The sequence below is a fragment of the Adhaeribacter terrigena genome, from assembly GCF_016623615.1.
In the GTDB taxonomy this organism is placed as follows: domain Bacteria; phylum Bacteroidota; class Bacteroidia; order Cytophagales; family Hymenobacteraceae; genus Adhaeribacter_A; species Adhaeribacter_A terrigena.
Map to the genome: position 1 here is coordinate 28,692 of NZ_JAEHFX010000010.1, position 13,622 is coordinate 42,313.

General features: G+C 46.0%; 13 protein-coding genes. 10 read left to right on the top strand and 3 right to left on the bottom strand.

What is annotated here, in order from left to right:
- Positions 1-95: 95 nt before the first annotated feature.
- From I5M27_RS16385 to I5M27_RS16400, 4 genes are all read left to right on the top strand, one after another.
- Positions 96-731, top strand: coding sequence for a phenylacetic acid degradation b (locus tag I5M27_RS16385; protein WP_200507415.1), 636 nt, complete (start codon positions 96-98; stop codon positions 729-731).
- On the top strand, positions 728-1,483 hold the full coding sequence (gene paaC, locus I5M27_RS16390; RefSeq protein WP_200507416.1) for a 1,2-phenylacetyl-CoA epoxidase subunit PaaC: 756 nt from the start codon (positions 728-730) through the stop codon (positions 1,481-1,483). Before I5M27_RS16385 ends, paaC begins: the two co-directional genes overlap by 4 nt.
- Before the next feature lie 187 nt (positions 1,484-1,670).
- Positions 1,671-2,156, top strand: coding sequence for a 1,2-phenylacetyl-CoA epoxidase subunit PaaD (paaD, locus tag I5M27_RS16395; RefSeq protein ID WP_200507417.1), 486 nt, complete (start codon positions 1,671-1,673; stop codon positions 2,154-2,156).
- 114 nt (positions 2,157-2,270) lie between these two features.
- Positions 2,271-2,894, top strand: a complete 624-nt coding sequence (locus I5M27_RS16400) for a hypothetical protein (RefSeq protein WP_200507418.1) — start codon at positions 2,271-2,273, stop codon at positions 2,892-2,894.
- Between the two features lie 53 nt (positions 2,895-2,947).
- Here the strand turns inward: I5M27_RS16400 and I5M27_RS16405 are convergent, their stop codons facing one another.
- Positions 2,948-4,678 carry a M3 family oligoendopeptidase gene (locus I5M27_RS16405; protein ID WP_200507419.1) on the bottom strand — a complete coding sequence of 577 codons (1,731 nt, stop codon included), beginning with the start codon at positions 4,676-4,678 and terminating at the stop codon, positions 2,948-2,950.
- A gap of 232 nt (positions 4,679-4,910) precedes the next feature.
- Entirely contained in the window at positions 4,911-5,996 is a 1,086-nt protein-coding gene (locus tag I5M27_RS16410) for a ferredoxin--NADP reductase (RefSeq protein ID WP_200507420.1), read from the bottom strand.
- A gap of 211 nt (positions 5,997-6,207) precedes the next feature.
- On the opposite strand from I5M27_RS16410, the gene I5M27_RS16415 reads away from it, so the two are divergent.
- From I5M27_RS16415 to I5M27_RS16425, 3 genes are all read left to right on the top strand, one after another.
- Positions 6,208-6,882, top strand: coding sequence for a peptidoglycan DD-metalloendopeptidase family protein (locus tag I5M27_RS16415; RefSeq protein ID WP_234462565.1), 675 nt, complete (start codon positions 6,208-6,210; stop codon positions 6,880-6,882).
- 74 nt (positions 6,883-6,956) lie between these two features.
- Positions 6,957-7,733: a mechanosensitive ion channel family protein gene (locus I5M27_RS16420; RefSeq protein WP_200507422.1), complete on the top strand. Its 777-nt coding sequence runs from the start codon at positions 6,957-6,959 to the stop codon at positions 7,731-7,733.
- 191 nt (positions 7,734-7,924) lie between these two features.
- On the top strand, positions 7,925-9,382 hold the full coding sequence (locus I5M27_RS16425) for a rhomboid family intramembrane serine protease (protein WP_200507423.1): 1,458 nt from the start codon (positions 7,925-7,927) through the stop codon (positions 9,380-9,382).
- 84 nt (positions 9,383-9,466) lie between these two features.
- On the opposite strand, the gene I5M27_RS18835 is transcribed toward I5M27_RS16425, so the two are convergent.
- Positions 9,467-10,684, bottom strand: a complete 1,218-nt coding sequence (locus tag I5M27_RS18835; protein ID WP_200507424.1) for an ABC transporter permease — start codon at positions 10,682-10,684, stop codon at positions 9,467-9,469.
- A 54-nt stretch (positions 10,685-10,738) separates the two neighbouring features.
- Here I5M27_RS18835 and I5M27_RS16435 point away from each other — a divergent pair, with 54 nt between their 5' ends.
- The 3 genes from I5M27_RS16435 (at position 10,739) to I5M27_RS16445 (ending at position 13,513) form a co-directional block, all read left to right on the top strand.
- Positions 10,739-11,992, top strand: a complete 1,254-nt coding sequence (locus I5M27_RS16435; protein ID WP_200507425.1) for an exo-beta-N-acetylmuramidase NamZ family protein — start codon at positions 10,739-10,741, stop codon at positions 11,990-11,992.
- Between the two features lie 94 nt (positions 11,993-12,086).
- Complete coding sequence (fmt, locus tag I5M27_RS16440; protein WP_200507426.1) at positions 12,087-13,028, top strand: methionyl-tRNA formyltransferase; 942 nt, start codon at positions 12,087-12,089, stop codon at positions 13,026-13,028.
- Positions 13,025-13,513 carry a dihydrofolate reductase gene (locus tag I5M27_RS16445; RefSeq protein ID WP_200507427.1) on the top strand — a complete coding sequence of 163 codons (489 nt, stop codon included), beginning with the start codon at positions 13,025-13,027 and terminating at the stop codon, positions 13,511-13,513. Before fmt ends, I5M27_RS16445 begins: the two co-directional genes overlap by 4 nt.
- Positions 13,514-13,622: the final 109 nt, after the last annotated feature.

The following is a 13,622-nucleotide window of genomic DNA, read 5'->3' on the forward strand; positions in this document are numbered from 1 at the left end:
AATTAAGAATAGAATTAAAGATTAAGAATTAAGATTTGAAGTTCCCAAAGAGCCTCATTCTTAATTCTTAATTTTTAATTCCTAATTAAAAAAGAATGAGTTTACAATCTTTAGACCCGCGCGTAAACCGGTTGCATTTACCTGAAAACCCGTCGGAACCCGTTGCTAAAACCGAGCTCGATCAGCTTGAAACCTACGAAGTTTTTCACCAGAAAAAAGAGAACGCGGCTTATACGTACGTTGGTCCGGTTCACGCTCCAAACGAAGAAGTAGCCTTCCTCTTCGGGAAAGAACAATATAGCCGTCGTTTTGCCTGCACCGGTATGTGGGTTGCCGAAACGCGCCACGTAATGGTTACACCTTATACCGACGAAGCGGTTTCGGTTTATGATGTGATCCGGATTAACCAGGAAAACGCTATGGAAAACGGCGAAAAAACTGCTGAAGCTTACGAGATTTTCCACCTGAAAAAGCGCGGTAAAGCACACGCACACGTTGGAACCGTTACTGCAACTTCTTACGAAGGCGCGCTAGCTGAAGCGAAAAAACAGTTTGGTGAAATGAAGCCGGTAGTGAACGTTTGGGTTATTAAAGCTGCTGACGTTTTCCGTTCTGAAGCCGATGATAAAGACATCTGGAACACCACCAAAGACAAAATGTACCGCGAAGCCACGGCTTACCGCGTAATGGATAAGATCACGAAATTTAAAGAAGAACAAGCTGCCAAATGAATACCGAAGCCTTAAAAGACCTCCTTTATAAGATCGCCGACGACCAGTTAATTCTTGGTCACCGCAACTCCGAATGGACCGGTTTCGGCCCGATCCTGGAAGAAGACATCGCTTTTTCTTCCATGGCGCAGGATAAACTTGGCCACAGCCTGGCATTCTACAGCTTACTCCACGAACTCGGCGAATCTGATCCGGATACCATCGCTTTCACCCGCAACGCAAACCAGTTCCACAATTCGCAACTGGTAGAATTACCAATAGGTGAATACGATTTCAGTCTGATTCGTCATTTCTTATTTGATAATGCCGAGATCCTGCGTTTCGATATGCTGACCCGCTCAAGCTATACTCCTATTACCACGGTAGCTACCAAACTGAAAGGTGAAGTAAAATACCACGTATTGCACGCCAACACCATGATCAAACAACTTGGTTCTTCAACCGAAGAAGCGATCGGGCGTTTACAGAATTCCCTGAACGAAGCCTTGCCTTATGCATTGGGAATTTTCGAACCTTCCAAGTATGAAGCTGAACTGATTGCCGACGGCATTTACGAAGGCGAAGAAAAACTAAAAGCTGCCTGGCTGGAGAACATCAAAAAAGTGCTTTCCCAAACCCAGCTGGAACTTCCTGATTTAACTACCATTACGCCAAAAAACGGTGGCCGCTATGGCGAACATACCGAGCATTTACAGCCACTTTTAGACGAAATGGCTGAAGTGTTCAAGATCGACCCAACGGCTGAATGGTAAACTAGATTGTTCGATATTCGACCGTTCGATTATTCGAAAATCTTAATTTCTGCTTTTTTGTTTTTTGCTGGCGCGAGCTTGTAGCTCCTGTCTTTTACCAATAAACAATTTAAGTACGAGCTACAAGCTCGCACTAGCAAATGGAAATCGAACAATCGAATATCGAACAATCCAAAAATCGAAACCAATGTTGACCAAAGAACAAATTCTGACCTGGCTGGAAGAAGTGAAAGACCCGGAAATTCCGGTGCTGTCGCTGATCGATCTGGGTGTAATCACGGATGTAACGGTATCGGAAAACGATGAAAAAGTGACGGTAGAAATGACGCCAACTTTTTCGGGTTGCCCGGCTATGGATTATATGAAGCGCAACGTGGAAGAAGTTCTGGCTAAAAACGGCGTGCAGAATTTTGAGGTACGGATGAGTTTCGACAAGCCCTGGGATAGCAATAAGATTTCCGAAAAAGGTAAGATTGCGCTGAAGAACTTTGGATTAGCGCCGCCGCCGGAATACAACTTAATTTTGGATCTGGATATTCTGGAGCACGTAAATTGTCCGTATTGCAATTCCGATAATACCGATCTGAAAACGCCTTTCGGACCAACACTTTGTCGCTCGATGCACTACTGCAACAATTGCCGGCAAATGTTCGAGCAGTTCAAACCCCTGTAAAATAACTCCCCTCCTTTGCAAAGAGAGGTTGATTGAAAAAACAAAACAAAAGCGCTTCGATTTTATTAAATTGAAGCGCTTTTTCGTTTCTACCTTTAAACCGAAATTTGTTCCATGAAAAGAATACCTTTTATACTTTTTGCGGCCTTTTGCCTAGCATTTTACAGCTGCAAAACCGACAAAACCAAAACCACCAAAACCACCACGGACCGCGTAATTGCCAAGAAAACCGATACCCAGGTAAAAGCAGACCTGGACAACTTGTTGCAGGAAATGGATGCTACCTGGAATGAAATGATCGCCTCCGACGACCAAAAGATCGATAACTTGCAAACCCTTTTAGCCCGCGTGGGTCGCGATAAAAATTACGACAAAAGCCAACTGACCACACTTTTAGCGGAACGCGAAAACCTGAAAACGAAACGCTACGACCGGCAACAAATTAAAGATGTAACGGCCGTAGATGCTTACGATTCCGCTCAGATCAAACTTATGGATGCTACCTACCAACTCATTGAAGCCAACAACCTGGCGGCCCGCGATACCATAGCCGGACAACTCGCGAGCAAAATTCAGGAAGATGATTCCCGCGTACCGATCCTGCGGGCGTATTACGATAAAGCAGCTAAAAATTTCAACCAATACCTGAAAGATTACCAGCCGCAGATTCAGAAATTAGGCCCGCCTTACAGTGAAATGAAACCGGCGCCTTTGTTTGTAGAACAGCCCTTACTATAAAATAAAAGCCTGAAGAAATCTTCAGGCTTTTTTTATGCGAAAAATATAGCGTTTTAAAGCTTGGCCATTTCTGCTTTCACAAAATCGGCCAAACTCTTAATGTAGTCAGTAGAAAAATCGAAACGGATACCGGCTGCTTCATAAATCTCGCTGATCGATTTGGTATACCCTAAGGCCAACGCATTTTTATAGCCTTGTAAACCGGCTTTCGGATCTTCTTTGAACTTCTTCCACACGGCCACGGCTCCTAATTGCGCCATGGCGTATTCTATGTAATAAAAAGGTACTTCGTAGAGGTGCAGCTGCTTTTGCCAGGCGTAGGTTTTGAACTGTTCCAGGCCAGACCAGCTTACTTCTTTCTGGTTGAATTCATCGAATAAGGCCACCCATTTTGCGTGGCGTTCCTCTAAAGTATGCATCGGATTTTCGTAAACCCAGTGCTGGAATTTATCGATGGTGGCCACCCAGGGGAACGTTTCGAGTACGCCTTCCAGGTGCGTTTTAATGGCACGTTTGCGTTCGTCGGCATCCGGGAAGAAAATATCCCAGTAGTCCAGAGTTAGTAGTTCCATGCTCATGGAAGCCAATTCGGCTACTTCGGAAGGCGGATGTTTAAAAGCGCCCAAGGCAAGGTTTCTGGTCAGGAAAGAATGCACGGCGTGACCGCCTTCGTGTAGCATGGTTACAACGTCGCGGAGGGAAGAAGTAGCGTTCATGAAAATGAAAGGCACGCCTACTTCATCTAAAGGATAGTTATAGCCGCCGGGTGCTTTGCCTTTACGGCTTTCCAGATCCAGGTGGCCCATATTTTTCATCGTGATCAGGCAATCGCCTAAAAACGGATCGAGGCGATAGAAGCATTCAATACTTTTTTCGAGCAATTCGCTACCGTTTTTGAAAGGCGTAAGCGGCGGTTTATTGCTCGGGTCTACGTCCAGATCCCAGGGCCGCAGTTCGGCTAAACCCAGTTCCGTTTTGCGTTCGCGGTCAAATTCGCTTATGATAGGCGTAACCACTTTGGCAATAGAATCCTGAAAGTCGAAAGTATCCTGCGGGGTGTAATCGAAACGACCTAAGGCTGCAAACATGTAATCGCGGAAGTTGGCAAAACCGGCATTGGTGGCAACTTTATGGCGCAGCGTGATCAGTTCGGTATACAAATTATCGAGCTTTTCCCAATCCTGAGAGCGGCGTTCCTGAATGGTTTTCCAGGCGTTTTCGCGCACGGCGCGGTCCGGATTTTTAAGGCGGTCAGCAGCCCGTTGCAGGGTTATTTCTTCACCATCTAAAGTTACCGTCATTTGCCCGGAAATGGCCGCAAATTGCTGCTGTTTGGTGCTGATCTCGGTGTTGAGCGGAATGTTTTCTTCCCGGAAAATTTCCAGGGCTTTTTTAACCGATCGTAAATAAATGCGGTATTTTTCCTGGTCTAGTTCATTTAAATAAGGCGAGGCGATCAGCTTTTTATTCAGTTCATGGTCGTAAGGCGCCATTTTCGGATCGATCTCTTCTACAAAAAACTGGAAAGCCGCGGTAGCATCTTCGTTCGTAGTATCGCAGGTCATTTTAATGTAGCGCCAGCCCATATCTTCCTGCAGCACACTTTCCAGCTCGCTACGGTCCTGCAGCCATTTTTCAAGTTCAGAAGCAGAATTTACAGTGCGGTCGCGCAATTCAATAAAATAAGGTTCAATGGTTGCCCAGTCAGTTACGGTAAACGATTCAGGTAAATAAGTACGCGGGGTTTTCTTGATTTCCGGTACAGTTCTTTCGAGGGTATTCATAGATTTTATTATTCGGAGTTTGAAAAGTAGCAGTGGCGTTTACACGCAGAACACAACATTAGCGTTCCGGCTTAGCGGAGCTTTACGGGTTGTAATATAGGATTTTTATAACTATTGCTAAACAATTCCATTAAAAAAAAGCGATATTAAAACCCAAAACGGTAGGCTTCAGGCAAAAAAAAAGTGCCGGGTATTGCTACCCGGCACCAAAAATAAAATCAGCAATCCGTTACTACCCGATCTCGATCACCACGTCGCTGGTAAGCGGGTGGCCCACGCAATTGAGCACATAACCTTCCTGCATTTCTTTATCCGATAAGCCTTCGCGTTCGTCCATGTGCACTTTCCCGCTCAGGCATTTGCCGCGGCAAGCCGTGCATAAACCGGCCTGGCAGGAATAAGGAAGATCGATATCCTGGTCTAAACCGGCTTCTAAAATGGTTTGGTTTGGTTCTACGGTTACTTTGTATTCCTTGCCTTCATAAAGAATGGTAACGGTCTGCGTTTTAATAGTGCCATCGGTTGCTTCGCCGGCGTTTAAGCCTTCGGTGTCTACAGGTTGCGGTGTGCTGGCTGTAAAACTTTCCTTGTGCACTTTATCGCCCGGCACTTTCAGTTCGGTCAGGGCTTCTTTGGCGCCATCCATCATGATCTCCGGACCACAGATATAATATTCCGTATCCAGGAAATTGGTTACGCCTTGCGCCTGCAATAAAGAAATGATCTTCGCTTTATCGAGGTTGCCGGTTTGCGTAGCCGGATAACCGGCCGATTTTGGCTGATTTAAAACGTGCACTACTTTCAGGCGGCCGTTCGCTTCCGCTTCCATTTTATCGAAAGCCGCTTTAAAGATCGTAGCATCCTCGTCGCGGTTGCCGTAAAGCAGAATTACTTTCGAGTTTTTTTCGTTTTTCAGAACCGTTTTGGCAATGCTCATTAAGGGCGTAATGCCGCTGCCGCCGCCTAATAAAACCACGGTGCGCGTGGCCTCGGCTTTTGGTTCCAGGCAGAAATTCCCGATCGGGGCCATTACTTCCATGGTGTCCCCAACCTTTACGTTATCCGGTAAGAAATTCGACATCAAACCGCCCTGCACCCGTTTTACGGTTACTGAAAGGCATTGGCCTTCGTGCGGTGCACTGCAAAGCGAATACGCACGGCGCACGCTTTTGCCGTTAATATTGGTGATCAGGGTCAAAAACTGGCCCGATTTGTAGGGAATAGTTTGTTTTTCCGGATGCTCGAAATGCAGGGTGATCGCATCGGCGGTTTCCTGGGTAATATCTACAACTTTTAAGTTCAGGTAAGGGCTGCTCATATTTTCAAACGGGTTTTCCGGGCATCGGAAGGCCTGGATTTCAGGGCACGAAGTTACAAGTTTATGCCTGTTTTGGGAAGTTTTCCTTTACATTTTACTTTTTTATCCCTAAACCATACAGTTTTTCAATTCCGAACGCTAAATTCAACCAGAATTTTTATTCACACTGAGAAAAATGGCTCCAGGTTCCGAAATAAATAAGGCCTCAAAGTTGAAAACGCTGCTTTTAAAATACCGGGCAGAAATTGGAAAAGTGGTGGCGCTTGATCTGAATGCGGCTAACGTAATTAAACTCGATTTCTCCCAAGCCAACGCGCTACTCACGACCGAAGCGCTGCAACAAACCGAAACGTTTGACAAGTTGGTAAACCAGATGTTGCAGGAAAAAGAGGCTGTTGCGGGCATTGGCGGATATCTTGAAAACCGCATCATTTACCGCCGGAGCAACCTTTTCGAAGAAACCGAACCCCGCAGTATGCATTTGGGCATCGATATCTGGACGGCGGGCGGCACTTCGGTTTTTGCCCCGCTGCCCGGCCTGGTGCACAGTTTTCAGAATAACGCCAGTTTCGGCGACTACGGCCCTACCATTATTTTGCAGCACCAACTGGAAGACCTGATCTTTTACACGCTTTACGGGCATTTGAATGTAGCTTGTCTGGAAGATCTCAAGGAAGGACAAACAATTGAAAAAGGACAAAGAATCGCTGCCTTCGGGCCATTTCCGGAAAACGGTGACTGGCCGCCGCACCTGCATTTTCAACTTATAACCGACCTGAAAGGGATGCGCGGTGATTTTCCGGGCGTTTGCAAACCATCCGAAAAAGAAAGCTTCGCGACCAGCTGCCCGGATCCGAACCTGATTTTGCAAAGCCGCCATTTGTAAATTAAAACTTCAAAAAACGCTATATCTTTTGGCTTAAAAAGTAAGTATAGGCACCAGATTATTTTGCATTTTCCATGATAGACCTTAGCCGGTACACCCGCACCATTACCAATTACGCCGTGCTCTACGGCATGAAGATCGTGATCGCTTTACTGATCTTGTTTGTAGGCCTCTGGCTGATCAGGCGCCTTACCCATCTGCTGCACCGCTTAATGGAAAAACGCGGCGTAGATCCTTCGCTGGTTCCGTTTCTGAGCAACATTGTCAATATCCTGCTCAAGATCATGCTCATCATCATCGTGATCTCGCAGATCGGCATTGAGGCCACTTCGTTTTTAGCTATTCTGGGTTCGGCAGGTATTGCCATTGGTTTAGCCCTGCAAGGAAGTTTAAGCAATTTTGCGGGCGGCGTTTTACTGCTCACTTTGCGCCCTTTCCGGGTTGGCGATTATATTGATGCGCAAGGCCAGAGCGGCCGGGTACACCTCATTAACATTTTCAACACCGTAATAAAAACCGGCGACAACAAAACTATTTTTATCCCGAACGGCCCCCTGGCCAGCGGCACCATTGTAAATTACGACCTGGAAGAAAAGCGGCGGGTAGATCTGAAATTTGCGGTTCCGGGAGGACACGATATAAACAAAACCCGCGACATTATTTACAACCTGGTTGCCCAGGATCTGCGCGTGTTTAAAGATCCAGCCCCGAAAGTTGTAGTTTCAGAAACTACCGGCACCGATGTAACGCTTTTAGTGCGCGTATGGGCCAGCCACGAAGATTACTGGGATGTTTATTATGCGCTTCAGGAAAACATTAAAGACACTTTCCATAAAGAAGGCATCGTTTAAAAACTGTTTCTTCAACAAAAAAACGCTATACTTTTTGGGCCGAAAAGGATAGCGTTTTTTATTAATGTAATCCTGCATTGATTTGGCTTGGTTTTCCTTTGAATCCAACTTTTTGCTTTACAAAAGAAAATTAATTACCAAATTTAAGTACCTTCGTTGTTTGGAGATTTATTTCAAACTACGCAATCAACATGGCTTTTTCTTTATCGCATCATAAAACCAGGCAAATTCCACTCGGCGATCTGACCCGGGAGCAATTTCTGGTTTTAGCAATAGAAGCTGCTCAACAAGCCGACTGGAGCATTGGGCACACCACCGCCAACGGTTTTACCGCTTTTACCGGCTTTTCCTTAAGTTCTTTCAGCGAAGAGATCAGCATTGAAATTCAGGATGAAACTGCCTTGATCAAAAGCGAATGCCTGGATACCCAACTTTACGACTGGGGAAAAAACAAGCGCAACCTAAAGGAATTCCAGGGCAATTTCATGGAGGTACAAAGCTATTTAACCCCCGAAACGATAGCATCCCGGTACTACTATCTGCAACAGGAAAATGGATTCGCCGAAACTCTTGGAACGCAGAATGAAAAAAAAGCTACCCCTACCTTTTTCTCGCTTTTCATTCCGAAAGGTGGTTATTTCATTACTCCCATCTTACTGAACCTGAATCTGTTGGTTTTTATTACAATGGCTGTCAGCGGAGTAAATGTTTTGAATCCTGATGGTTATTCGCTTTTAACCTGGGGGGCTAATTTTCAGCCTAAAACCCTGGATGGCGAGATCTGGCGCCTGCTAACGGCCTGCTTTCTGCATATCGGCATATATCACTTGCTCATGAATATGTACGCGCTGATCTATATCGGGTCTTTGCTGGAGCCGATTATTGGCAGGTACCGGTTTTTAATGGCTTACCTGGCAACCGGAGTTTTAGCAAGCCTTGCCAGTGTGTGGTGGCATCCTGCCACCATTGCGGCGGGAGCTTCGGGCGCTATCTTTGGTATGTATGGTATTTTCCTGGCTTTGCTCACGTCCAATTATATAGAAGAATCGGCCCGGAAAGCTTTTTTTATGAGCATTGGCATATTTGTGGCTCTGAATTTACTCAATGGCTTAAATTCCGGCGGAATTGATAACGCTGCGCATTTTGGCGGCCTGATCTCCGGAATTGTACTGGCTTTTACTTTTCTGCCTGCCCTCAAAAAGCAACCCGGACCGAAAACTTTTAAAGTAATTGATTGGCTTTCAGCAGGTATAGCGTTACTTATCGTTATGGGTGCATACAGCGTTCTTCCCAATAACGTAAAACTTTTCGATAAGAAATTTAACCAATTTCAGGTTAATGAAGCCAGGGCCATTGAGCTGTATAACTTCGATCCTGACTTTTTTAAAACCGCGGAATCAAATAAAATTATTCAGAACGGCTTAAAAACCTGGAACGAAAATCTAAAAATTACCGAAGAAATTACCCTTCTGGACCTGACCGAGCCATACGACCGGAAAAACAAAATGATGCAGGCATATTGCCAGCGCCGGATCCAAACGTATGAGCTCATGCAAAAGATCGCGAAGGCTGAAAACCCTGAACTTTACCGGAATCTTTTCCTGCGCTTTAACGCCAATTTGCGTTGGTTTATGCGGGAGTTGGAGTAACCGGAACCGGTATACTGAAACAAAAAACGCTATACTTTTCAGGCAGAAAAGTATAGCGTTTTTTGTTTCAGTGAGCTGCAATTATCAGTCGAACCGAATTGCCTTCACCGGCTTGATGCGGGAAACCAGTGCCGTTGGCAACAGCACCGAAAGCAAGGTAAGCAGGAAGATAGCCGCGTTCAAAATCATAATCACGCCGAAATTCCAGTGGATCGGCACGGTATCCATGTAATAATTTTCGGGGTCTAAGGGAATAAGCTGGAAATAATATTGAATGGCGCAAAACCCTAAACCTACCACATTTCCCCAGAGCAGCCCTTTAAAAGTCAGCTTGGCGCCGTTGTAGAAAAATATTTTTCGGATCTGGTAATTCGTGGCGCCTACAGCTTTCAAAACACCTATCATGTGCGTCCGTTCCATGATCATGATGAAAACCGTGGAAACCATGTTGAACGTGGCCACAAAAACGATGAGCACCAGGAAAATGATAACGTTGCGTTTCAGCAGTTTCAGCCAGTCGAAAAGCTGGGCGTATTCGTCGGTAATTTTCTGCAACTGCAGATCGTAGTTCATTTTATCGAACACGTTATGGGCTGTCTGGTCAATGGTGCGGAAGTCTTTCAGAATTATTTCGTAGCCGCCTACCAGCGTGTCGTTCCAGTTATTCAGGTCGCGGATATGTTCCAGGTCGGAGAAAACGTACACGTTATCGAACTCATCGAGGCCGGTTTTGTAAATGCCTACAATTTTAAATTTCCGCACGCGCGGCGGGTTCTGCACAAAATAAAACAACGCTTCTTCGCCAATTTCCAGCCGCAGCTGGTCGGCAATTTTCTTGCTCACCATCACCTCATCCGAAGCCACCGAATCGACAATTTGCAACACCCGGCCGGCCACCAGGTTCCGTTCCATCGCGGAAAGATCATACGTTTGGTCTATGCCTTTCAGCACCACGCCCAGCACTTCGCCTTCGGTTTTCACAATGGCCGTTTTGCGGGCAAAAGGTTGCATATGCGCAATTCCCGGCACATTATTTTTATGCGGACTCAGGCCTGTATTGGTGCTGATCGGTAAACCTTCCAGGGAATTATTGGTATCGTATTTGGTAATTTGCAGGTGCGCGCCAAAGCTAAAGATCTTATCCTGGATCTGGTTGCGGAAACCTTCCAGAATGGCAAATGAAACAATCATGATGGCAAGGCCGATGGCTATGCTGATAATTGCTATTTTTGTAACCGAAGAAGTAAACGACTCCGAAGCGGAGGCGGTTATTTTTTTAGATATGTACCGGGAAACGTTCACGCGCCAAAATTTCCTGCAAGATAACCATCAATTTCGATTTCTCTGTTCCAAGCCATGTTTCAACCGCTAATAGTTTTTCTTTCGTTTTTCCTGGCAAGCCTGCCTTCGTGCCAGCGCACTGGCACCCAACAACCCGGAACGGCAGTAGTTTCTACGCAAAAATCTGCTGAAAACGGTATGCTTTCCGGCCCTAAAATTGCTCAAAACGCTACGCAAAACAACTTAAAAACCGGTGCCGAACAAACCGAAAAATACCTGCCTTTATTGCGTGGCAAAAAAGTAGCGTTGGTGGTTAATCAAACTTCGCTCATCAAAAATACGCACCTGGTAGATTCGTTGCTGGCCCATAAAATTCAGATCGTAAAAATATTTGCGCCCGAACACGGTTTCCGGGGCGAAGCCGATGCCGGCGCGCACATTAAAAACGAAACCGATTCTAAAACCGGTCTGCCCTTGGTTTCGCTTTATGGCAAAAATAAAAAGCCTACCAAAGAGCAAATCGCGGATATCGACGTAATTCTCTTCGACATTCAGGACGTGGGCGTGCGGTTTTACACTTACATCAGCACGCTGCATTATATTATGGAAGCTGCCGCCGAGAACAATAAAAAAGTACTGGTGCTAGACCGTCCCAACCCGAATGGAGATTACGTAGATGGCCCGGTTTTAGAAAAAGCCAATGTTTCCTTCGTAGGCATGCACGAAATCCCGTTGGTACACGGTTTAACCGTTGGCGAACTGGCTAAAATGCTGAATGGCGAAAAATGGCTGGTAGGCGGAAAGCAATGCAGCCTGGAAATTATTCCGGTAAAGAATTACACCCACAAAACGCTATACAATTTGCCCGTAAAACCTTCGCCGAATCTTCCAAACCAACAATCCATCCGCCTTTATCCGTCGCTTGGTTTATTCGAAGGCACGAACGTAAGCGTAGGCCGCGGCACCGAAAAACCGTTCCAGATCCTGGGCAGTCCGTTTTATAAAGACACCACCTTTTCCTTCGTTCCGAAGTCCGTGCCCGGTGCCACCAATCCGCCTCATTTAAATGCGCGCTGCTACGGCAAAGACCTTAGCCAGATCAAAGCCCCTAATTTCACAATCAGCTACCTGATCGATTTTTATAAAAATTCGCGCCAGCAAGATAAATTCTTCAACAGTTTCTTAACCAAGCTCGCCGGCACCGACCAGCTTCGCAAACAAATTGAAGCCGGAATGAGTGAAGCGGAGATCCGAGAAACCTGGGTACCAGCCTTAAAACGCTATAAAGAAACCCGCAAAAAGTACCTCCTTTATCCTGATTTTGAATAATAATTAGTAGTTGGTATCTGGTATTTAGAATTTGGACAATATCCAAAATACAATACCAGATACAAGATACCAACTACCAGATACCTTAAAAACTATGAACAAACCGCTCCGCATCATATTTATGGGAACGCCCGATTTCGCGGTCCCGACTTTACAGACTTTGGTTGAGAATGGCCAGCATGTAGTAGCCGTCATCACGGCGCCTGACAAACCCGCCGGCCGCGGCCTGAAACTGAATGAATCACCGGTGAAGCAATATGCGGTTTCGCAAGATATTCCGGTTTTGCAGCCCACTAATTTAAAATCCGAAACGTTTCTGGAAGAACTCAAAAGTTACCAGGCCGATTTACAGATAATTATCGCTTTTAGGATGCTTCCGGAAGCAGTCTGGAATATGCCGCCGCTAGGTTCGTTCAACATTCACGCCTCGTTGTTGCCGCAATACCGCGGCGCGGCGCCTATAAACTGGGCCATCATGAACGGCGAAACCGAAACCGGCGTAACCTCCTTTTTCCTGAAACATCAGATCGATACCGGCGACATCATTTTCCAGGACAAAACCCCAATTCTACCGGAAGACGATTTCGGCACGCTCTACGAGAAACTGAAACACGCCGGTGCTGCCTTAGCCCTAAAAACCGTACAAGCCATCGAAGCCGGAAACGTACCTTCGCAGCCGCAAAGTTCTTCTTCAGACTTAAAAGAAGCGCCCAAAATCTTCAAGGAAACCTGCCAGATAAACTGGAACCAGCCGGCCGAAAAGATCCATAATTTCGTGCGCGGCCTTTCACCCTACCCTACCGCCTGGACCATTTTCTACGACAAAACTTTTAAGATCTTTAAAACCGAAACGGTATCTGAAAACCCTGAAAAAGTCGAGCCTGGCCAAATCATTACCGACGGCAAAACCTTTATTCACGTGCAAACCGCCGACGGCATTTTAAACCTTCTGGACCTGCAAATGGAAGGCAAAAAACGCATGAGCGTGCCCGAATTGCTGCGCGGTTACACCTTTAAAAACGCAAAAAACGCATGATAGCCTTAGTAGTAGCCATGGCCGAAAACAACGTGATCGGCAAAAACAACCAACTCATCTGGCACCTCCCCGCTGACCTGAAACACTTTAAAAACCTGACCACCGGCCACCCGATCATCATGGGCCGCAAAACCTACGAATCCATCGGCAAACCGCTTCCCAACCGCACCAACATCGTCATTACCCGGCAGGAAGATTTCAAACCGGAAGGTTGTCTTGTTGCGCATTCCTTACCCGAAGCTTTGATGCTGGCGCAACAATTGGACGCCAATATTTTCGTGATCGGCGGGGCAGAAATCTACAAACAAGCCATGTTCCTGGCCGATACCATTTACCTCACCGAAGTGCACCACGAATTTGAAGGCGATACGTTTTTCCCTGAAATCGATACCCTTTTGTGGGTGGAAACCGACCGCGAAGAACACAAAGCCGACGATAAAAATCCGTACGATTACGCTTTTGTAACCCTTACGGCCGTGGAATAAAATTTAGTTCGACTGCGTAATTTTGCAAAAAAAAATACCCAGTACCGTTGACTGAAGGCAACGGAAACAAAAAAGGGAAGCCGAATTATTCAGCTTCCCTTTTACTTTT

What these genes read in the sequence shown, in the direction of transcription:
- fmt (WP_200507426.1), top strand. Translation starts at nt 12,087, where the DNA reads ATGAACAAACCGCTCCGCATCATATTTATGGGAACGCCCGATTTCGCG.
- I5M27_RS16385 (WP_200507415.1), top strand. Translation starts at nt 96, where the DNA reads ATGAGTTTACAATCTTTAGACCCGCGCGTAAACCGGTTGCATTTACCT.
- I5M27_RS16410 (WP_200507420.1), bottom strand. Translation starts at nt 5,996, where the DNA reads ATGAGCAGCCCTTACCTGAACTTAAAAGTTGTAGATATTACCCAGGAA.
- paaC (WP_200507416.1), top strand. Translation starts at nt 728, where the DNA reads ATGAATACCGAAGCCTTAAAAGACCTCCTTTATAAGATCGCCGACGAC.
- paaD (WP_200507417.1), top strand. Translation starts at nt 1,671, where the DNA reads ATGTTGACCAAAGAACAAATTCTGACCTGGCTGGAAGAAGTGAAAGAC.
- I5M27_RS16435 (WP_200507425.1), top strand. Translation starts at nt 10,739, where the DNA reads ATGTTTCAACCGCTAATAGTTTTTCTTTCGTTTTTCCTGGCAAGCCTG.
- I5M27_RS16445 (WP_200507427.1), top strand. Translation starts at nt 13,025, where the DNA reads ATGATAGCCTTAGTAGTAGCCATGGCCGAAAACAACGTGATCGGCAAA.
- I5M27_RS16405 (WP_200507419.1), bottom strand. Translation starts at nt 4,678, where the DNA reads ATGAATACCCTCGAAAGAACTGTACCGGAAATCAAGAAAACCCCGCGT.
- I5M27_RS16420 (WP_200507422.1), top strand. Translation starts at nt 6,957, where the DNA reads ATGATAGACCTTAGCCGGTACACCCGCACCATTACCAATTACGCCGTG.
- I5M27_RS16400 (WP_200507418.1), top strand. Translation starts at nt 2,271, where the DNA reads ATGAAAAGAATACCTTTTATACTTTTTGCGGCCTTTTGCCTAGCATTT.
- I5M27_RS16425 (WP_200507423.1), top strand. Translation starts at nt 7,925, where the DNA reads ATGGCTTTTTCTTTATCGCATCATAAAACCAGGCAAATTCCACTCGGC.